Genomic DNA, 21,117 nt, shown 5'->3' with positions numbered 1-21,117 from the left:
CAACGGCACCGCCAACGGCACCAGGGCCCAGATCTGGACCTGCAACGGCTCCAGCGGCCAGAAGTGGAACCGGGTCTGACCCACCCGAAATCCCGGCATCACGTGACACCCCAACGGCGGAGGACACCCCGCGTGCCCTCCGCCGGCTCCCATATCCCTGTTCTAGGAGAGTCCATGCACCAACCCGCGCCAGGCGCATTACGCGGACCGGCCGCAACCGGTCCCACCGCCGTGACATCGTGCGCCGGTCCCGCCCCGGGCGGGGCCGGCGCTCGGCCCGCCAGGCGGTCCGCGTGCTGAAGATGACCGGCATCGGCAAGAGCTTCCTGGGCGTCCGGGTCCTGCGGGGCGTGGACCTTGCGGCCGCCGCCGGAGAGGTGCACGCGGTGGTGGGCGAGAACGGCGCCGGCAAGTCCACGCTCATGAAGATCCTGGCCGGCGTGCACACCCCGGACGAGGGGTCGATCGAGATCGACGGCCGGCGCGTGACGTTCGGCCATCCGGTCGAGGCGCAGCGCTCCGGAGTGGCGATCATCTACCAGGAGTTCACCCTGCTGCCGGAGCGGACGGTGGCCGAGAACGTCTTCCTCGGCCGGGAACCGGGCCGGTGGGGGCTGGTCGACCGGGCGGCGATGGAGTCGGCGACCGCCGAGTTGCTGCACTCGCTCGGCGAGGAGTCGTTCGGTCCGCGCGACCTCGTCCGGCGGCTCTCGGTCGCGCGGCAGCAGGTCGTCGAGATCGCCAAGGCGGTGTCACTGAACGCGCGGATCGTGGTGATGGACGAGCCGACCGCCGCCCTGGCCGACCACGAGGTCGAACTGCTGCACGCGCTGGTACGGCGGCTCACCGAACGCGGCATCGCGGTCCTGTACATCTCGCACCGGCTGCGCGAGGTCTTCGAGCTCGCGGACCGGATCACCGTGCTCAAGGACGGCGCCCTGGTCACCACCGCCGCCGCGTCCACGCTGACGCAGGCCGAGCTGGTCCGCCTGATGGTCGGCCGGGAGCTGGACTCCTACTTCCCGCCCCGGGCCGCGCAACCGCCCGGTGAGGTGCTGCTGAGCGTGCGCGGCGGCGGCAACGCCCGGCTGCGCGGCATCGATCTCGAGCTGCGGGCCGGCGAGATCGTCGGGCTGGGCGGGCTGCAGGGCTCGGGCCGGTCGGAACTCGCCAAGGCGCTGTTCGGCGCCGAGCCCTTCACCAGCGGTGAGATGACCCCCCGCCGCCCGCGCACGTCGCGCGAGGGCATCACGGCCGGGATCGGCCTGGTCACCGAGGACCGCAAGGCCGAGGGACTGCTCCTCGGCCAGCGGGTGCGCGACAACGCCCTGCTGGTCGCCCGGGCCACCGGGCGGGGCCAGACGGAGGTCGACCGGCTGCTGGAGCGCGTACGGCTCAAGCCGCCCCGCTCCGGGCAGGAGGTCAGGTCGTTGTCCGGCGGCAACCAGCAGAAGGTCGTGCTGGCCAAGTGGATGGCGGTCGCGCCGCGGGTTCTGCTGTTCGACGAACCGACCCGCGGTGTCGACGTCGGGGCCAAGGCCGCGATCCACGACCTGATGCGCGAGCTCGCGGACGGCGGCATGGCGATCCTCATGATCTCCTCCGAGCTTCCCGAGCTCATCGGTATGAGCGACCGCATCGTGGTGCTCCGGGAAGGCCGTGTCACCGGGGAACTGCCGGCCGGCCCGTCCGAAGAGGACGTCATGCGCCTGGCAGCCGCGTCATGACCGAGCACGTCAAGCAGCGCCGCGTCCCCGCCCGGGTGACCTACCTCGGGTGGATGTCGTCCGACCGGCCCGCGCGCGCGGTCTATGTGGCCCTGATCCTGCTCGTCGCGCTGGGCTGGGTGCTGTTCGAAGTGGACGGCGGCCGGTTCCTGGGGCTGGAGAACATCGTCGGGATCCAGCAGCGGTCCGCGGCGCTGGGCATCGTCGCCGTTGGGCAGACCGTGGCGATCCTGGCGGGCAGCCTGGACCTGTCGGTGGCCTACCTGATCAGCCTGTCCTCACTGGTGGCGGCCGAGATCATGGCGGGCGGGGACGCCGGGGTGCTGCCCGCGGTCGCCGCGGTGCTGGCGGTGAGCGCGGCGGTCGGGCTGGTGAACGGGCTGGTGATCACCGGGCTCAAGGTGCACCCCTTCATCGCCACGCTCGGGGTCGCGCTGATCATCCGGGGAGCGCTGGACTGGCGCTACGACGGGCCGGCGGGGAGCGTGCCCGCCTCGTTCCAGCATCTCGGCTACGACCGCATCGGCCCGCTGCCGGTGTCGGCGCTGCTGTGGGCCGCGGTGGCGGTGGCGGCGTGGTTCCTGCTGAGCAGGACGCGCCTGGGTCACCGGATCTACGCGGTGGGCGGGGACGCCGAGGTGGCGCGGCTGTCGGGCGTGCGGACCGGCCGCGTGGTGATCATCGCCCACGTGCTGTGCTCGGTCTGCGCCGGGATCGCCGGGCTGCTGCTGGCCTCCCGGCTCGGGGCGGGCGCTCCGACGGTGGGGACCGACGGCGGATACGACCTGGAGTCGATCGCCGCGGTCGTGCTGGGCGGGACCGCCCTGGCCGGCGGCCGCGGCGGGGTCGCCGGCACCGTCGGCGGGGTCCTGCTCCTGGCCGTCCTCGACAGCGTCTTCAACCAGCTGGAGATCAACTCCTTCGCCAAGGACGTCGTGCGCGGCGTGGTCCTGGTGGCCGCCCTGGCGATCTACGCGCGCGGGAGGCGTACGAAATGAGGCGAACGCTGCCGATCTTCATCGTGCTGGCCGTGCTGCTGGTCGCGATCGCGGCCGTCAACCCGTACTTCCTGGAGCCGCCCGCCTTCCTGGCCTTCGTCAAGCGCGCCGCGCCGCTGGTGATCCTCGCGGCCGGGCAGTACTTCGTGATCGTGTCCGGCGAGTTCGATCTGTCGGTCGGCTCGCTGGTCACCGCGGAGGTGGTGATCGCCGCCAGGCTCATCGACGGCTCGGCGGAGGCGACCTGGCCGGTGCTGGGCCTGATGCTGGTGCTGGGGCTGCTGGCCGGGCTGGTCAACGGCGTGGTCACCACCCTGCTCCGGGTCCCGTCGTTCATCACCACCCTCGGCATGCTGCTGATCCTGTCCGGCGCGGTGTTCCTGTGGACCGGCGGCGCCCCCCGCGGCGCCCTGTCCGCGCAGTTCCGCGAACTCGGCCGCGGGAGCCTCGGCCCGGTGCCCTGGTCGGTGCTGATCCTCGTGGTGGCCGGGGCCGTGGCGATCTGGGTGATGCGCTCCGACTTCGGCCACACGCTCGTCGCGGCCGGCGACAACGACCGCGCCGCGGCGCTGTCCGGCGTCCGCGTCGCGCGGGTCCGCACGGTCGCATTCATGATCTCCGGGCTCGCCGCCGCGGTCGCGGCGATCCTGCTCGGTGGCTTCGCCGGCGTGTCAGCGCAGGTCGGCGTCGGTCTTGAGTTCCAAGCCATCACCGCGGTGGTGCTCGGCGGCGTGGCCCTCGGTGGCGGCCGCGGCTCCGTGGTCGCCGCGATGGCGGGCGCCTTCACCTTGGAGGCGCTGTTCACCCTGCTCAACCTGTACGGCATCTCGGGGGCGCTTGAGCCGGCCGTGCAGGGGGTCATCATCATCGCCGCGGTGGCGCTGGGAGCGGTGAGCCTCCCACGCAGAAGAGCCGCGGCGAGCTGACCCGATTCGAAACCGAAAGGAAATATTGTGCGATTCTCTTCGCGGCGGATCCTCGTCAGCGCCGCGCTGGCCGGACTGATGGCGGCGATGGCCGCGTGCACCACCGACAGTCCCGCCCCCTCCACCGCCGCGTCGCCCCAGGCCTCGGCGGCGGAATCCTCCGGCTCGGGCACCGGAGCGCAGTCGAAGTTCTTCGTGCAGACCGACTACGACGCCCAGATGGCGATGCGGTCCGCGCAGCCGGCCGGCCCGGAGGGCAAGCCGTGGGAGCAGACCATCGACGCGAATCTCGTCGAGACGGCGAAGTACAAGAAGGACGGGCCGTACCACCTGTGCTTCTCCAACGCCGCGGTCAACAACCCGTGGCGGCAGGTCGGGTTGAAGACCATGCAGGCGGAGGTCGGCCTGCACAAGGAGATCTCGAAGTTCACCATGCTGGACGCCGAGGGCAAGGACGACAAGCAGATCTCCGACATCGCGGAGTTGCAGGGCAAGGGCTGCGACGCGCTGATCGTCTCGCCCAACACCACCGCGACGCTGACTCCCGCGGTCGCCGGGGCGTGCCCGAAGCTGCCGGTGATCGTGTTCGACCGCGGTGTGCAGACCGACTGCCCGGTCACCTTCATCAAGCCGATCGGTGGCTACGCCTTCGGGGCCGAGGCCGCCGAGTTCCTCGTCACCAAGGTGCCCGCGGGCGGGAAGATCCTCGCGCTGCGCATCCTGCCCGGCGTGGACGTCCTGGAGACCCGCTGGTCGGCGGCGAAGATCGCGTTCGACAAGAGCGACCTCGACGTCGTCGGAGTGGAGTTCACCGACGGCGACGCCGCCAAGACCAAGAGCATCGTCGGTGACTACATCCAGCGCTACGGCAAGATCGACGGCGTTTGGATGGACGCCGGGGCCACCGCCGTCGCGGCGGTCGAGGCGTTCGAGGACGCGGGCGTGCCCGTGCCGCCGATCAACGGCGAGGACCAGGAGGACTTCCTGCAGAAGTGGAGCGACGCGAAGCTGACCGCGGTCGCCCCGACCTACCCGACCTACCAGTGGCGGACCCCCATCATCGCCGCGCTCAAGGTCCTCAAGGGCGAGCAGGTGCCGAAGATGTGGAACCTGCCGCAGCCGACGGTCACCCAGGAGAACCTCGCCACCTACCTCAAGCCGGGCATGCCGCCGCTGCACTACGCGCTGTGCGGCTGCGAGGACCTGCCCGGCTACCCGGAGAAGTGGGGGGGCAAGCCTTGATCGGGGTCAACACCTGGGTCTGGGTCTCGCCGCTCACCGACGAGTCCCTGGCCGCGCTGGCGCCGCGGATCGCGGGCTGGGGATTCGACGTCGTCGAGCTCCCGGTCGAGCGGCCCGGCGAATGGGACCCCGCCCGGGCCGCGGAGCTCCTGGCCGGGCTCGGGCTCGGCGCGTCGGTCGTGCTCACCATGCCGCCGGGGCGCGAGCTGGTCGCCGCCTCGCCGCAGGTGGTCCGGGAGACCCAGGACTACCTGCGGCACTGCGTGGACGTCGCGGTGGCCGTCGGCGCGCCGGCGGTCAGCGGGCCCGCCTACGCCTCGGTCGGCCGGACCTGGCAGATGAGCCCGGACGAGCGCCGCGCCGTCTACGCCGAGCTCGGGGAGAACCTCAAGCCGGTGCTCGCCCACGCGGGCGAGCACGGGGTCCGGATCGGCGTCGAACCGCTCAACCGGTACGAGACCAGCCTGCTGAACACCGTTGAGCAGGCCCTTGAGGCCCTTCCGGCCGACTGCGGCCTCGCCCTGGACACCTACCACCTCAACATCGAGGAGAAGGACCCGCTCAGGGCCGTCCGGCTGGCCGGCGACCGGATCGCGCACATCCAGGTGTGCGGGACCGACCGCGGGGCGCCGGGCGCCGACCACTTCGACTGGCCGGGCTTCGCCGCGGCCGTCCGTGACACGGCGTACACCGGCCCGCTGGTGATCGAGTCCTTCACCTCCGACAACACCACCATCGCCACCGCCGCGTCCATCTGGCGCCCACTCGCCCCGTCCCAGGACGAGCTCGCCACCGATGGGCTGGCCTTCCTGCGCACGCTCTGGAGCCGGCCGGACGGCCCCGCCGGCCAGAACGCGCAGCCATCGATGTCCCCCCTCCCCAACCCCCAGCACCGGACCGGAACCGGTGCACCCTCTGGAGATCATTCATGCGAAGACCACGCCTGCTCCACATCCTGACCGCCGTGCTGCTGTTGCTGCCGTTCGGCGGGGTGCCGGCGGCCAACGCGGCGGCGCCGCTGTTCAAGGTGCTGCTGTTCAGCAAGACGGCGTCCGGCGCCTACCGGCACGACTCCATCAGCGCCGGCATCGCGATGTTCCAGCAACTCGCCGCCGACAACAACTTCCAGCTCGACCGCAGCGAGGACTCCAGCGTCTTCAACACCACGACGCTGAACACCTACGACGCGGTGATCATGCTCCAGACCTCGGGCATGGTCTGGGACAACGACGCGCAACGCCAGGCCGCGCAGGCGTACGTGCGCTCCGGTCACGGCATCGTGGCGATCCACAACGCCACCGACATGAACATCGAGTCGCAGTTCCCCTGGTGGGACCAGACCGTGCTCGGCGGCGCCCACATGACCCAGCACTCCAACATCGTGCAGGGCACCGCCAAGGTCGCCGACAAGGTGCACCCGTCGACCGTGGGCCTGCCGGACCGGTGGACGCGCACCGAAGAGTGGTACAACTTCGACAAGAACATGCGCGGCAGCGTCCACGTTCTGGTCACGGCGGACGAGACGACCTACGACGCCGGTGGCAACAAGATGGGCGCCGACCACCCGATCTCCTGGTGCCACAACCCTGAGGGCGGCCGGGTCTGGGCCACCGCGATGGGCCACAACGCCTCCTCCTACTCCGAGGCGTCGTTCAAGCAGCACCTGCTCGGCGGCGTCAAGTGGGCGGCGGGCGCCGAGCCCGGCGACTGCGGCGGCACGGTCACGTCCCGCTACCAGAAGGTCACCCTGGACGGAGCGCCCGACCAGCCCATGGAGCTGGACATCGCTCCCGACGGCACGGTGTACTACATCTCCCGCTCCGGCAAGGTCAACATGATCACCCCGGGCGGCGCGCCGCGCGTGATCGGCACCCTGTCGGTGTACGACGGCGGCGAGGACGGCGGCATCGGCCTGGCGCTCGACCCGAACTTCGCCACCAACCGCTGGATCTACCTCAACTACTCGCCGCTCAACGGCGGTGAGGTGAACCGGGTGTCCCGGTTCACGGTCAACGGCACCACGCTCGACCTGTCCAGCGAGAAGAAGATCATCGAGGTTCCGGCGTACCGCAACGTCGACGAGCCGGGTCACACCGGCGGCTACCTGGCCTTCGGCCCGAACGGCAACCTCTACATCGCCCCTGGTGACGACACCAACCCCAACGGCTCCAGCGGGTACGCCCCGATCGACGAGCGGTCCGGGCGCGAGCACTACGACGCGCAGCGCTCCGCGGCCAACACCAACGACCTGCGCGGCAAGATCCTGCGCATTCACCCCGAGTCCGACGGCACCTACACGATCCCGTCGGGCAACCTGTTCGCGCCCGGGACGGCCAAGACGCGTCCCGAGATCTACGCGATGGGCTTCCGCAACGCGTTCCGCTTCTCGGTCGACAAGAAGACCGGCTGGATCTCGGCGGGCGACTACGGTCCCGACGCCGGGTCGGCGAACTCCAACCGGGGCCCCGAGGGCACCGTCGAGTGGAACCTGATCAAGGAGCCGGGCAACTACGGCTGGCCCTACTGCGTCGGGAACAACATTCCGTTCAACGACTTCAACTTCGCCACCAACACCTCCGGTGCGAAGTTCAACTGCTCGGCGCCGGTCAACAACTCGCCCAACAACACCGGCCTGACCAACCTGCCCGCGGCCAAGTCCGCCACCATCTGGTACAACTACCACGCCTCCGCGGAGTTCCCCGAGATCAACTGCTGCGGCGGCGCGGCCCCGATGGGCGGCCCGTTCTACAACTACGACCCGTCCGTCAACTCCGACCGCAAGTTCCCGGAGTACTTCGACAAGACGCCGTTCCTGTACGAGTGGAGCCGCAACTTCTTCAAGGAAGTGCGTCTGGACTCCTCCGGCAACGTGCTGAAGATCAGCCCCTTCGTCCCGCAGCTCGCCCCGCACGCGCCGATCGACATGAAGTTCGGCCCGGACGGCGCCATGTACTACGCCGACTGGGGTAACGGCTTCGGCCACAACAACACCGACGACGGCATCTACCGGGTCGACTACATCGGCGGCAGCGGCGGCAACCGCTCCCCCGTCGCCAAGGCGAGCGCCACACCGGACTCCGGCAGCGCGCCGCTGACCGTCGCGTTCTCCTCCGCCGGCTCCTCCGACCCGGATGGCGACGCGATCACCTACGCCTGGGACTTCGGGGACGGCGGGACCTCCACCAGCGCGAACCCGTCCCACACCTACGCCGCCAACGGCAACTACACCGCCAGGCTGACCGTCAAGGACACCGGCGGGAAGACCGGCACCATCACCCTGACCATCGGGGTGGGCAACACCCGTCCCCAGGTCACCTTCTCGGCCCCGCCGGACGGCGGGTTCATCAACTTCGGTGACACCGTCAACTACAACGTGACCGTCACCGATCCCGAGGACGGCACCGTCGACTGCTCGAAGGTGACGGTGATCCCCGCGCTCGGGCACGACCAGCACAGCCACGACACCGGCCAGGTCACCGGCTGCTCCGGAACGATCACGACCACCGCGTCCGGGCACGACGAGGCCTCCAACGTGTACTACGTGCTGCTGGCCGAGTACACCGACAAGGGCGGCCTGAAGGGCAGCACCGGGATCACGCTGCAGCCCAAGCACAAGCAGGCCGAGTTCTTCACCGGGTCTTCGGGCGTCCAGGTCGTCGACCAGAGCGCGGCCGAGGGCGGCAGGCGCGTCGGCGACATCTCCGGCGGCGACTGGATCTCCTTCACCCCGATGAACCTCACCGGGATCACCTCGGTGTCCTTCCGCGTCGCGGCGCCGTCCAACACGGGCGGCTCGATCGAGCTGCGCGCCGACTCGCCGACCGGGGCGCTCATCGCGTCCAGCTCGGTGCCGAGCACCGGCGGCTGGAACAACTACCAGTCCACCACGGCAGCGACGGTCACCAACCCCGGTGGCACCCGCAACGTCTACATGGTGTTCCGGGCGCCGACGGCGAACTCCTTCGACGTCGACTCCATCACCTTCAACGGCAACGGCGTCGGGACGGGCACCGGAACCCCGCAGACGCGCACCTACACGATGACCGCGGTGAACAGCGGCAAGGCCGCGGACGTCCGTGGCGCGTCGACCGCGGACGGCGCCGCCGTCATCCAGTGGACGCCCAGCACCGGCACCAACCAGCAGTGGAAGGCGACCGACGCCGGCAACGGGACCGTCACTCTGACCGCCGTGCACAGTAACAAGTGCATGGACGTCACCAACTCCTCGACCAGTGACGGCGCCCTCATCCGGCAGATGACCTGCAACGGCGCGAACAACCAGAAGTGGCGCCTTGAGTCGGTCAGTTCGGGCGTCTACCGGATCGTCTCGGTGCAGAGCAGCAAGTGCCTTGACGTTCCCGGCGCCTCGACGGCGAACGACGTCCAGCTGAACCAGTGGACGTGCAACAACGGCACCAACCAGCAGTGGAGGCTCACCCAGGTCGGTTGACCGAACGCCCGGCGCCCGCCCCCGCGGGCGCCGGGCCCTCGGCCAGGGCTCCCGCGCAGGTCAGCGGAAGACTCCGGTGTGGCCGAGGGAGTAGGTTCCCGGCTGCGGGTACACCGCGAGGCCGTGCGGGCCGGCACCGACGCGGATGGTCCGCTCGAGCCGGCCCTTCTCGGTGTCGAAGACGTACACGACCCCGTGGTAGCGGCCGGCCAGCCACAGGCGGCGGCCGTCCGCGGAGACCCCGCCCATGTCGGGAGAACCGCCGCCGGGGATGCGCCAGGTGCCGACCGGCCGCTGCCGGGCGAAGGAGACCACCGACACCGACCCGGCGCCCCGGTTGGACACGTAGAGGTGCTTGGAGTCCCGGCTGACGTAGAGCCCGTGGGCGCCCGCGCCGGTCGCGACGAACCGGCGGACCTTGAACCGCTCGGCGTCCACCAGCCACACGCCGCCCTTGGCCATGTCGGCCACGTAGAACGTCTCGCCGTCGGGCGACAGTTTGACGTCCTGCGGCATGCTGTGGTGCATCATGCCGTGGTGGGCCATGCTCGCCGGCGTCACGCCGAGCCGGGGCAGGCGCACCACCTCGCGCACCTTTCGTTCGCCGAGATCGACGACGACCAGGTGGCCGGAGAACTCGCAGCTCGCCAGCATCATGGAGCCGTCGGCGGTGAAGTCCGCGTGGTTGATGCCACGGCACGGCATCGGCAGTGATTCGCGCAGCCGGAAGGTGTGCGGGTCGCGGAAGTCCAGCCGGTTGAGCCGTTCCGCCATGACCAGTGCGGTCGTGCCGTCCGGCGAGAAGTACAGGTTGTAGGGGTCCTCGACCGCGATCGCCTTGCCCGGGCGCCCGGTCGCCGGGTCGATCGGGGTCAGCGTGTTGCCGTCGTTGTTGTTCACCCACAGCGTCTTGAGGTCCCAGGACGGCACCACGTGCTGGGGTCTGCGGCCGACGCTGAACTCGCGCACGATCTTGTAGGTGCGCGGGTCGATGACGGTGACCGTGCCGCTCTCGCTGTTCGGCACGTACACCAGGGACGGGAACCCCGCGACGGCCGGGCTGAGCATCCCGGCGCGGTCATTGGCGTACACGTCGCGCACCGCGGCCTTCTTCGCCGCGCCCCGCTCCGGCCCCGCCTCGGCCTGCGGTGACCGCCCGGCCTTCGCGGCGGCGGTCGGAGACACCGTCGCCGCGGGGGTCGCGCCCGCTCCGGTCCGTGCGCCCTCTCCCCCGCAGCCGGAGGTCACCGTCACCAGCCCGAGCGCCACTCCGGCCGCCACCAGTCGCCGCCCGGCCGCGCGCCACACGCTCCGGCGCCGCCGGCCCGGATGCCCGGTGCCGGCGTCCCCGGTACCCGGCCCGTCCGCGTGACCGCCTCGCGCACGCGCGCCCTTGTCGCGCGCGGCCTCCCGGGCCCGCCCACCGTGGCCGGCGGCCCTCCGGCCCGTGGCCTCCCGGGACGGCGGACATCCCTCGCGGCCTCTTCCCTGGGCGACCGGAACGACCTGCACCGTGCTCCGCCGCATGACTCCCCTTCACGATCCGCGATCTCCGGGCTTCCCACCGGTAACGGCAACGCTAGGGAGATCAAGGTCAGCGGACGATCAACGGCGGGTCACGCGTCGTCAGGAGCCACCCGGCGCCGCCGCTCTCATGTGTGGCGTACCGGGGCCTGACCTGCGGCGATACGGCTCACGGCATCGCCTGCCGTGAATGTCGCCACCGGGTGGCAGGAAGCGGTCATCGGCGTGCAGCTTGCTGCCGCCCAATCATCTGTTCCGCGAGCCCCGAATGCCGGAGAGTTGTTCTTGTCAGCAAGAAACACGAAAACCTCCGGAAAGGACAAAGAAATGACCGCCACCACCGCCACCGCCACCCGCACCGCCGGCACCACCTGGGACTCCCGCTCGCGCACCGCCGGCACCACCTGGGACGGCTACTCCCGCACCGCGGGCACCACCTGGGACTGAATTCGGCGATTATCAGAAACCGGCGAGAATCAGCCCGCCGATCAACCGGAACTCACTTCAGAACAAAAACGGCGAAAGCCCAGAAGAAACCACGGGCGGACCGCAGGAAACGCGGTGAAAGCGGCGAACCTCCGGCCGCGAGCGTCTTGGAAAGAATAGGCGGAAGCGATGTCCGCCGGCGTCGTCAGAGCGGGAATCCACCGCACGCCGGCCACCCCGCCGATCGGCACCACCCGGCCCGCGACCCGGCCGGCACGGCTCCCCGGCCGTCGAGCCCACGCTCCGGCCCCCACCCCACCTTCCACTCCTGCTCAGCAGGCACCGTGGCCCACGGCCGCACCGCCGTGGCATGCCGCCCGGCCGCAGTCGCCGGACCACGAGCAGGCATACCTGCCCACCCGGCGGAATCTCTTCACCTCCGCCCGCCGCCTGGGCTCTGCGGCGGCGCACGACGAAGCCGCCGCTCTGGTGTGGCGGGCAACGCGACGCTCCCCCGCCACCTGCTCCCTGATGTCCCCCCCATCGGCAGAGGCGGCGATCACTCAGGCGGGGGTCTGCGCGGCCCGGGCGATGCACCCCTCCCGGGCTCTGACCTGCGAGGATGCCGGATACGGCCGAGCGGGTCGCAAGGACGCCAGGCCAATGGCAGGAAGCGGTCATCGGCGTGCAGCTTGCTGCCGCCGAATCATCTGTTCCGCGAGCCCCGAATGCCGGAGAGTTGTTCTTGTCAGCAAGAAACACAAAACCTCCGGAAAGGACAAAGAAATGACCGCCACCACCGCCACCGCCATCCGCACCGCCGGCACCACCTGGGACTCCCGCTCGCGCACCGCGGGCACCACCTGGGACGGCTACTCCCGCACCGCTGGCACCACCTGGGACTGAATCGGAAAGATGACCGGAGAAGGAAAAGAGAACACCAGAAGGGACATCGGACGAAAGCCGGTGAGCGGCATCCGATGAAATGACGCGAAACTCCCGGAGAGAAGTAGCGAAGAGCACGACACGCGGCCCCTCCCGGCCGCCGGGCGGTGAGCGAAATCCCGCCCAGGAAAAGAAGGCCACCTCGTCCGGCCGCGCGAAAAACGGCGAAATCCTGAGATCTCGTCGACGGCACCGGCCATCTCCGCCGGTCACGTCACCCTCCCCCGCGGCGCACCCGCAACCCCGTCCCATCTCTCGCCCCCCTCTTGCCAGTCCTATCGAATGTCGATAGATTCCGATCGTGATTCGATCGAAGGAGCGACGATGGGAAAGCTGACAGTGCTCGCACTGCGCGCCGTGCTCGTGGCACTGCTCGCCGGCTCGGTGTTCGTGCAGACGGTGATGGTTCCCCTGCTGGCCATCGATATGGAGGACCTGAGTCCCGATTACGCGTACCTGCGCACCCCCTTCCTGGTGATCACGGTTCTGGGTGTGGTGACCGCCCAGGTCGTCCTGGTCTGCGTGTGGCGGCTGGTGACGATGGTGTGGCGCGGGACGGTGTTCTCCCACGCGGCCTTCCGGTACGTGGACATCGTGATCGGCGCGGTGGTGGCGGCCGCCGTCCTGACGTTCGCGCTCGCCGTCCTTCTGGCGCCGGGCGAGCCCGTTCCCCCGGGCATCGTCCTGCTGATCTGCGGCGGCGCCGTGGCCATCCTCGGGGTCGCGCTCGTCGTGCTCGTGCTGCGGATGCTGCTCGCCCAGGCCGTCGCACGCGACGTCGAGGCGGCGAAGATGCAGGCCGAGCTGGAGGAGGTCATCTGATGCCGATCATCGTCGACATCGACGTGATGCTGGCCAGACGCAAGATGTCGGTCGGCGAGCTCGCGGACCGCGTCGGGATCACGCCCGCCAACCTGGCGGTGCTCAAGAACGGCCGCGCCAAGGCGGTGCGTTTCACGACGCTCGCCGCGCTCTGCGAAGCGCTCCAGTGCCAGCCGGGAGACCTGCTGCGCTGGACGACCGAGGCGGACGGCCCGGGCCCCCATTCCGATCATTGACACGCGCGCGCCCCCGGGGCCAGACTGCGATGACACCGATAGTGAACAAACGTTCGCTATGCGAACACGCTGAGGCATGCGACACCGCGTCGACGGGCTCCGGGCAGCCGCGGCAGCGAGGACGAGGGACATGGCTGACATCCGAACGCTTCCGGAAGCGGTGGCGGAGCTGATCCACGACGGCGACGCGGTCGCGATGGAAGGCTTCACCCATCTCATCCCGTTCGCCGCCGCCCACGAGGTCATCCGCCAGGGCATCACCGATCTCACGCTCATCCGGATGACGCCCGACGTGATCTACGACCAGCTCATCGGCGCGGGGCTGGCCCGCAAACTGGTCTTCTCCTGGGGCGGCAACCCCGGCGTCGGCTCGCTGCACCGCTTCCGGGACGCGGTCGAGAACGGGTGGCCGCGGCCCCTGGAGCTGGACGAGCACAGCCATGCCGGCATGGCCAACCGCTACGCCGCCGGCGCCTCGGGGCTGCCCTTCGCCGTGCTGCGCGGCTACCGGGGCACCGACATCCCCCGCCGTACCGACACCCTCGCCACCGTGACCTGCCCGTTCACCGGCGAGGAGCTGGCCGCCGTCGCGGCGCTCAACCCCGACGTGACGGTCATCCACGCCCAGCAGGCCGACCGGGAGGGCAACGTCCAGCTCTGGGGGCTGACCGGCGTGCAGAAGGAGGCCGCGCTGGCCGCGCGACGGGCGCTGGTCACCGTGGAGGAGATCGTCGATGAGCTGCGGCCCCGCCCCGGGGCCATCGTCCTGCCGGGCTGGGCGATCACCGCGGTCGCCGAGGTGCCCGGGGGCGCCCACCCGTCCTACGCGGCGGGGTACTCCGTGCGCGACAACGACTTCTACCAGGCGTGGGACCCGATCTCGCGCGACCGTGAGCGCTTCACCGCCTGGCTGCGGGAGAACATCACGCGGGAAGGGACCCAGGTCTGATGCGCGAAGAGCCCGGCCCGGTGGCGGACGGCCGAGACCTGGGCGCCCCGGGGAGAGACGGCCGCGGGCCCGCTGGAGAGCGGGAGCGCTCGGGAGAAGACGGTCGAGGTGTCCCGGCCGCGTGCACGCCGGACGAGGTGATGACCGTCAACGCCGCGCGTGCCCTGGCCGGGGCGCGCACGTGCTTCGTCGGCATCGGACTGCCGAGCACCGCCGCCAACCTCGCCCGCCGCACCTGCCGTCCCGATCTCGTCCTGATCTACGAGTCCGGCGCGCTCGGCGCCAAGCCCACCCGGCTGCCGCTGTCCATCGGGGACGGCGAGCTGGCCGAGACCGCCGACGCGGTCGTCTCGGTACCGGAGATGTTCAACTACTGGCTGCAGGCCGGGCGCATCGACGTCGGCTTCCTCGGCGCCGCCCAGCTCGACCGGTTCGCCAACATCAACACCACCGTGGTGAACCGGGGGCCGGACCGTCCCGAGGGCCGGTTGCCCGGGGCGGGCGGGGCACCGGAGATCGCGGCGAGCTGTGGCGAGGTGCTCATCGTGCTGCGCCACTCGACCCGCAATTTCGTGGACCGGCTCGACTTCGTCACCTCGGTGGGCCATGGCGCGGGCCGCGGCGACCGCGAGCGCCTGGGCCTGCGCGGCCGGGGGCCGGTCGCGGTCATCACCGACCTCGGCATCCTGCGCCCCGATCCGGAGAGCGCCGAGCTGCTCCTCACCGACCTGCACGCCGGGGTCACCGTGGAGCAGGTGCGCGCCGCCACCGGGTGGCCGCTCAAGACCGCCGATCAGGTGTCGGTCACCGCGCCGCCGACCCCCGCCGAACTGGCCGCCCTGCGCGCGCTCAGGGCCGCCTGAGATGGCCGCCACGAGCGCCGCGATCCCACCCGCTCCCCCTTTCCGACCTCGAGCACGTCGGGAACCGGCCCGCGAGGTGGATGAGGGGATGCCGCTGGAAACGGGCAGGACCCAGGAGAGGTCCCCGGGAACAGGGGGCATGACATGGAGTGGCATGACTGGGGCGAACGGCCGCGAAACGGCTGGTCCCCGACAGGCCGGACGTACGGCCATGACCACGCCGGACCGCGAGCGGGTCGGCGAATGACCCGAACAGCGACGAATGGGCCGGACGGCGAGCGGAGGCGGGTGGACGTGGAGGCGCGCCGGTGAACGAGGTGTACGTCGTGGACGCCGTGCGCACGCCATTCGGGAAGTACGGCGGGGCACTGTCGGGCGTGCGTCCCGACGACCTGGCCGCCGGCGTCGTGCGGGCGCTGACCGGCCGCAGCCCCGCCCTGGACCCCGCGCGGATCGACGACGTCTTCTTCGGCGACGCCAACGGCGCGGGCGAGGACAACCGTGACGTCGCCCGCATGGCGGTCCTGCTGGCCGGGCTGCCGGTCACCGTCCCCGGCACGACCGTCAACCGGCTGTGCGGCTCGGGGCTGGAGGCCGTCATCCAGGCCGCGCGCGCCATCGCCGCCGGAGACGCCTCCATCGCGGTGGCGGGCGGTGTGGAGTCGATGTCGCGCGCGCCCTGGGTGCTGCCCAAGCCCGAGCGCGGCTTCCCCGCCGGGCACCAGGAGCTGTACTCCTCCACCCTCGGCTGGCGCATGGTCAACCCGCGCATGCCCGCCGAGTGGACGGTGTCCCTGGGCGAGGGCGCGGAGCTGATCGCCGGCGAGTACGGCCTCGACCGCGAGCGGCAGGACGCGTTCGCCCTGGCCAGCCACGAGAAGGCCGCCCGCGCGTGGAAGGACGGCTCCTACGCGCCGGAGATCGTCCAGGTGGAGGGGGCCGACCTGCCGCGGGACGAGTCGATCAGGGACGACACCTCGATGGCGGCGCTGGCCAGGCTGAAGCCGGCCTTCCGCCCGTCCGGCGGCACCGTCACCGCGGGCAACTCCTCACCGCTGAACGACGGCGCCGCGGCGCTGCTGCTGTGCGACGAGGAAGGGCTGCGCGCCGTCGGCCGGGAGCCGCTCGCCCGGGTCCGCGCCTCGGCGGTCAGCGCGGTCGACCCGCGGTTCTACGGGCTCGGGCCGGTCGAGGCGGCAGGCCGGGCGCTGGCCCGCGCGGGCCGGAGCCTGACGGACCTGTCGGTGGTCGAGCTGAACGAGGCCTTCGCCGCCCAGGCGCTCGGCTGCCTGGCCGAGTGGCCCGGCCTCGATCCGGCGATCGTCAACCCCCGGGGCGGCGCCATCGCGATCGGGCACCCGCTCGGCGCCTCCGGCGCGCGGCTGGCCGGCGCGGTCGCGCACCAGCTCGCCGCCAAGGGCTCCGGCACGGGGCTGGCGGCACTGTGCATCGGCGTGGGACAGGGACTCGCCCTGGTCCTGGAAAGGTAGTGACGACACCATGCCCAGCACCTCTGACGGCACCGGCCCGGCCGACCGGCGGGCCGAGGCCCCGCCACCCCGGCCGGCGTCCCCTCCCCCTGCCGCTGAGCGGACGGGGGAGGCCGCCGCGCCTCCCGCTCCGCCGGCCCAGGAGGTCATCAGCGCGGAGATCGCCCAGACGCGGCAGGAGTACCTCAAGGCGGTCGAGGGCGGCGGGCCTCGCCTGGACCATCCCCCGCGGGCCTACCCGCCCTACCGCAGCAGCATCCTGCGCCACCCCCGGCAGCCGCTGGTCGCGGTGCGCGACCCCGACGCGGTGGAGCTGACCGGCCCGGTGTTCGGCGTCACCGACGTCACCGAACTGGACGCCGACCTCACCCGCCGGCACGCCGGGGAGCCGCTCGGCGAGCGCATCCGCGTCACCGGCCGGGTGCTGGACGGCGACGGCCGCCCGGTGCGCGGGCAACTCGTGGAGATCTGGCAGGCCAACGCGGCCGGGCGGTACGCCCACCAGCGCGACCAGCACCCGGCGCCGCTCGACCCGAACTTCACCGGCGCCGGCCGCTGCCTCACCGACGACGAGGGCCGGTACGCCTTCACCACGATCAGGCCGGGCGCCTATCCCTGGCGCAATCACGACAACGCCTGGCGGCCGGCGCACATCCACTTCTCGCTGTTCGGCGCGGCCTTCACCCAGCGGCTGGTCACGCAGATGTACTTTCCCGGGGATCCGCTCTTCCCGTTCGACCCGATCATGCAGTCGGTCACCGACGACGCCGCCCGCGAACGGCTGGTCGCCCGGTACGAGCACGACCTGTCGACCCCCGAGTGGTCCCTCGGCTACCGGTGGGACATCGTCCTGTCCGGTCCGGCCGCGACGTGGATGGAGGAAGGCCGTTGACCCCGCCGCCCGTACCGCCGGTACCGCCCGTACCGGGAACACCGCGCGCCGAGGCGCTCGCGGCGGCGGGTGAGCGGCCGCCGCCGACCCCGTCGCAGACCGTGGGGCCCTTCTACGGCTACGCGCTGCCGTTCGCCAAGGGCGGCGACATGGCGCCGGCCGGCCATCCGGACACGATCACGGTCCACGGCCGCGTCCACGACGGGGCCGGGCAGCCGATCCCCGACGCCCTGCTGGAGTTCTGGCAGCCCGCCCCGGACGGGTCGCGGGCCGGAGCCCCCGGTTCGCTGCGCCGCGACCCGGTGACCGGCGAGATCGTGGGCAGGCACGGGGTGGACTTCACCGGGTTCGGCCGGGTGGCCACCGACGCGGACGGGCACTACACCCTGCGCACACTGCCCCCGGGCGGAGTGCCGTACATCTCGGTGTGCGTGTTCGCGCGCGGCCTGCTGCACCACCTGTTCACCCGCGTGTACCTGCCCGGCCCGGCGGGCGCCGGCGATCCGGCGGCCGACCCGCTGCTCGCCTCCCTGCCACCGCGACGCCGCGCCACGCTGCTCGCCGCCCCGGAAGGGGAGAAGACCTACCGGTTCGACATCCGCCTGCAAGGCGACGGCGCGCACGAGGAGACGGTCTTCCTTGACTTCGGCTGATCCGGCGGACGTGGGGCTGCTCGGGCCGGTGTGGGCGGGCTCGGCGGCCGAGGCGGCGACCGGGGACGCCGCCTTCGTCCGTGCCATGCTCGACGCCGAGGCGGCGCTGACCCGGGCGCAGGCGGCCACCGGCCTCGCTCCGGTATCCGCGGCCCGCGCGGTCACCGCCGCGGCCGGGGCGGCGCGCCCCGACGTCCGCGGCCTGGCGCTGCGCGCCCGTTCCGGGGGCAACCCGGTCATCCCGCTGGTCGCCGACCTCACCGCCGCGGTCGCCGAGCAGGACGCCGCGTCCGCCCCGTACGTGCACCGCGGGGCCACCAGCCAGGACATCTGGGACACGGCCCTGATGCTCGTGACGCGCCGCGCCCTGGAGCCGGTGCTGGAGGACCTGGAACGCATGGCCCGGGCACTGGCGGGCCTGGCCGACGCGCACCGCGCCACCCCGATGCCGGGCCGGACGCTCACCCAGCACGCGGTGCCGACCACGTTCGGCCTGAAGGCCGCCGGCTGGCTGACCCTGGTCGCGGCGGCGCGTGCCCGGCTGGCGACGGTACGGGCGGCGCTGCCGGTGCAACTCGGCGGCGCGGCCGGCACGCTCGCCGCCTTCCACGCCTTCGCCGGCACCGCGCCGGTGACCGGCGCCCCCGCCCGGGAGGACGAGGCGGGCGCGGAGACCACCGGAATGGCCCGGCCCCGGCCCGCCGGGGACGCCGGGGACGTGGGAGTGCGGTTGCTGGCGGCCTACGCGGCCGAGGCGGGGCTGGCCGAGCCCGTGCTGCCCTGGCACACGCTGCGGGTGCCCGTCGCGGATCTGGCTGCGGCCCTGGCGTTCACCGCCGGAGCGCTCGGCAAGATCGCGGCCGACGTGCTCGTGCTGTCGCGGACCGAGATCGGCGAGGTGACCGAGGGCGAGGGCGGCGGCTCCTCGGCCATGCCGCACAAGTCCAACCCCGTACGCGCCGTGCTCGTCTCCGCCGCGGCACGGCAGGTCCCCGCGCTGGCCGGCGTGCTTCTCGGCGCGCTCGCCGCCGAGGACGAGCGTCCGGCGGGTGCCTGGCACGCCGAGTGGCAGCCGCTGCGCGACGCCGTGCGCCTGGTGGGCGGCGCCGCCCGCGCCGCGGCCGAACTCGCCGAGGGCCTGCGCGTCCACCCCGGCCGCATGCGGGACAACCTGCGGCTGACCGGCGGCCTCGTCGTGGCCGAGCACCTGACCATCGCGCTCGCCGGCCCGCTCGGGCGGGACGAGGCCAGGCAGGTGGTGACGCGAGCGTCCCGCCGCGCCGCGCAGGACGGCATCACCCTGGCCGAGGCGATCACCGGCGAACCCACCGTGGCGGCGGCCCTGCCCGCCGAGCGGCTCCGCGATCTGCTCGACCCCGCGCGCTACCTCGGCTCCGCTCCCGCCCTGGCCGGCCGCGCGCTCACCGCCGTCGAGGAAGACAAGCCATGATCACCCGCGACGCCGCCGAGGAGGTCTCCTCATGACCACGCGCCTGGCGCCCAGCATGCTGGGATACCGGATGGACGGGCCGGAGGGGGCACCGCCGATCGTCCTCGGGCCCTCGCTCGGTACCAGCCTCGCCGTGTGGGATCCGCAGGTGCCGGCGCTGGCCCAGCGGCACCGGGTGGTGCGCTGGGACCTGCCCGGGCACGGAATCTCGCCCGCCGCGCTGCTGCCGAGCATGGCGCCGGGTGCGGCCACCGTCGGCGACCTCGGCCGGCTGGTCCTCGGCCTCGCGGACGCGCTCGGCCTGCGGCGCTTCGCCTACGCCGGCATCTCGCTGGGCGGAGCGGTCGGCACCTGGCTCGCCGTCCACCATCCCGAGCGGCTCTCCTCACTGGTCCTGGTGTGCTCCTCGGCCCGCTTCGGCACGCCGGAGACCTGGCACGAGCGGGCCGCGCTGGTGCGGGCCAAGGGCACCGGCCCGCTCGTCGAGGCGGCCACCGCCCGCTGGTTCACGCCCGCCTTCGTGCGGGCACCGGCCGCCGAGGCGCTGGCGGCGGACCTGCGCGCCACCGACCCGGAAGGCTACGCGGCCTGCTGTGACGCGCTCGCGGTGTACGACCTGCGGGACGAGCTGGCGCGGGTGAGCGTGCCCGCCCTGGTCGTCGCGGGCCGCGAGGACCCGGCCACACCGCCGGGTCACGCCCGCGAGCTGGCCGACGGCATCCCGGGGGCGTCGCTGGTCGAGGTCGGGCACGCGGCACACCTGGCGAGCGTCGAACGTCCCGGCCCGGTCCTGGCCGCCCTGCTCGCCCATCTGTCCGACGACGCCGCCGGGCATCCCGTCCCCGCCGCGGTCACCGACCGGCCCCGCGATGACGGCTCGCGGCACGCGGAGGGCATGGCCGTGCGGCGGGCCGTGCTCGGCGACGACTACGTGGACCGGGCCGTCGCGCGGACCACGGAGTTCACCGCGCCGTTCCAGGACTTCATCACGCGGTACGCCTGGGGGGAGGTCTGGACCCGGCCCGGCCTCAGCCGGTACACGCGAAGCTGCGTGACGATGACCGCCCTGGTGGCGCACGGCCACCTGGACGAGCTGGCCCTGCACGTGCGCGCGGCTCTGCGCAACGGCCTCACACCCGCCGACGTCCAGGAGGTCCTGCTGCAGACCGCCGTCTACTGCGGAGTGCCGGCCGCCAACGCCGCCTTCGCCGTCGCCGGCCGCGTACTCCACGAAGCCGCCGAGCGGCCCGACGCCCCACCGGAACGGCCCGGGCCCCAGTAGATCGGCCGGGCATCCGTCAGCGCGGCCCCGGCAACCCTGCGAGCGGCCCCACGCGGCCGGCGGCGACCGTGCGCCGTGACGGCTGCCGGCGGCCCCGTCGTACGGGTGCCGCCGGCGTGGGTACGGCCCGTCGTCACCGGCCGTCAAACCAGGTCAGACCCGGTTCCACTTCTGGCCGCTGGAGCCGTTGCAGGTCCCGATCTGGGCCTTGGTGCCGTTGGCGGTGCCGTTGCTCGCGAGGC

General features: G+C 72.3%; 16 protein-coding genes. 15 read left to right on the top strand and 1 reads right to left on the bottom strand.

The window, feature by feature from the left end; genetic code table 11:
• Positions 1-302: 302 nt before the first annotated feature.
• From IEY93_RS26395 to IEY93_RS26370, 6 genes are all read left to right on the top strand, one after another.
• Entirely contained in the window at positions 303-1,727 is a 1,425-nt protein-coding gene (locus IEY93_RS26395; RefSeq protein ID WP_203968847.1) for a sugar ABC transporter ATP-binding protein, read from the top strand.
• Positions 1,724-2,725 carry an ABC transporter permease gene (locus IEY93_RS26390; RefSeq protein ID WP_189165816.1) on the top strand — a complete coding sequence of 334 codons (1,002 nt, stop codon included), beginning with the start codon at positions 1,724-1,726 and terminating at the stop codon, positions 2,723-2,725. Before IEY93_RS26395 ends, IEY93_RS26390 begins: the two co-directional genes overlap by 4 nt.
• Positions 2,722-3,651, top strand: coding sequence for an ABC transporter permease (locus IEY93_RS26385; protein ID WP_189165815.1), 930 nt, complete (start codon positions 2,722-2,724; stop codon positions 3,649-3,651). Before IEY93_RS26390 ends, IEY93_RS26385 begins: the two co-directional genes overlap by 4 nt.
• Before the next feature lie 78 nt (positions 3,652-3,729).
• On the top strand, positions 3,730-4,893 hold the full coding sequence (locus IEY93_RS26380; RefSeq protein WP_189165825.1) for a substrate-binding domain-containing protein: 1,164 nt from the start codon (positions 3,730-3,732) through the stop codon (positions 4,891-4,893).
• On the top strand, positions 4,890-5,852 hold the full coding sequence (locus IEY93_RS26375) for a sugar phosphate isomerase/epimerase family protein (protein ID WP_189165814.1): 963 nt from the start codon (positions 4,890-4,892) through the stop codon (positions 5,850-5,852). Before IEY93_RS26380 ends, IEY93_RS26375 begins: the two co-directional genes overlap by 4 nt.
• Positions 5,822-9,343, top strand: a complete 3,522-nt coding sequence (locus tag IEY93_RS26370; RefSeq protein WP_189165813.1) for a ThuA domain-containing protein — start codon at positions 5,822-5,824, stop codon at positions 9,341-9,343. The genes IEY93_RS26375 and IEY93_RS26370 overlap by 31 nt, the downstream gene beginning before the upstream one ends.
• Before the next feature lie 60 nt (positions 9,344-9,403).
• Here the strand turns inward: IEY93_RS26370 and IEY93_RS26365 are convergent, their stop codons facing one another.
• The gene (locus IEY93_RS26365; protein WP_229691495.1) at positions 9,404-10,624 is read right to left on the bottom strand and encodes a YVTN family beta-propeller repeat protein; all 1,221 of its coding nucleotides are present in this window, start codon (positions 10,622-10,624) and stop codon (positions 9,404-9,406) included.
• Positions 10,625-12,562: 1,938 nt separating this feature from the next.
• Here IEY93_RS26365 and IEY93_RS26360 point away from each other — a divergent pair.
• The 9 genes from IEY93_RS26360 (at position 12,563) to pcaDC (ending at position 20,875) form a co-directional block, all read left to right on the top strand.
• Complete coding sequence (locus tag IEY93_RS26360; protein ID WP_189165811.1) at positions 12,563-13,060, top strand: DUF2975 domain-containing protein; 498 nt, start codon at positions 12,563-12,565, stop codon at positions 13,058-13,060.
• The gene (locus IEY93_RS26355; RefSeq protein ID WP_189165810.1) at positions 13,060-13,296 is read left to right on the top strand and encodes a helix-turn-helix domain-containing protein; all 237 of its coding nucleotides are present in this window, start codon (positions 13,060-13,062) and stop codon (positions 13,294-13,296) included. Before IEY93_RS26360 ends, IEY93_RS26355 begins: the two co-directional genes overlap by 1 nt.
• A 130-nt stretch (positions 13,297-13,426) precedes the next feature.
• Entirely contained in the window at positions 13,427-14,245 is an 819-nt protein-coding gene (locus IEY93_RS26350; RefSeq protein ID WP_189165809.1) for a CoA transferase subunit A, read from the top strand.
• Between the two features lie 140 nt (positions 14,246-14,385).
• Positions 14,386-15,108, top strand: a complete 723-nt coding sequence (locus IEY93_RS26345; RefSeq protein WP_189165808.1) for a CoA-transferase subunit beta — start codon at positions 14,386-14,388, stop codon at positions 15,106-15,108.
• A 308-nt stretch (positions 15,109-15,416) separates the two neighbouring features.
• Positions 15,417-16,598: a thiolase family protein gene (locus tag IEY93_RS26340; protein WP_189165807.1), complete on the top strand. Its 1,182-nt coding sequence runs from the start codon at positions 15,417-15,419 to the stop codon at positions 16,596-16,598.
• A 10-nt stretch (positions 16,599-16,608) separates the two neighbouring features.
• Positions 16,609-17,490, top strand: a complete 882-nt coding sequence (gene pcaH / locus IEY93_RS26335) for a protocatechuate 3,4-dioxygenase subunit beta (RefSeq protein ID WP_189165806.1) — start codon at positions 16,609-16,611, stop codon at positions 17,488-17,490.
• Between the two features lie 101 nt (positions 17,491-17,591).
• Entirely contained in the window at positions 17,592-18,143 is a 552-nt protein-coding gene (gene pcaG, locus IEY93_RS26330) for a protocatechuate 3,4-dioxygenase subunit alpha (protein WP_229691498.1), read from the top strand.
• A complete protein-coding gene (pcaB, locus tag IEY93_RS26325) occupies positions 18,130-19,593 on the top strand; it encodes a 3-carboxy-cis,cis-muconate cycloisomerase (RefSeq protein WP_229691494.1) in 1,464 nt (487 codons plus the stop codon). Before pcaG ends, pcaB begins: the two co-directional genes overlap by 14 nt.
• Before the next feature lie 31 nt (positions 19,594-19,624).
• The gene (gene pcaDC / locus IEY93_RS26320; protein ID WP_189165804.1) at positions 19,625-20,875 is read left to right on the top strand and encodes a bifunctional 3-oxoadipate enol-lactonase/4-carboxymuconolactone decarboxylase PcaDC; all 1,251 of its coding nucleotides are present in this window, start codon (positions 19,625-19,627) and stop codon (positions 20,873-20,875) included.
• The last annotated feature ends 242 nt before the right edge of the window (positions 20,876-21,117 follow it).

The organism is Sphaerisporangium melleum (genome assembly GCF_014646695.1).
In the GTDB taxonomy this organism is placed as follows: Bacteria; Actinomycetota; Actinomycetes; order Streptosporangiales; family Streptosporangiaceae; genus Sphaerisporangium; species Sphaerisporangium melleum.
This window is presented reverse-complemented; position numbering and strand designations above follow the sequence as displayed.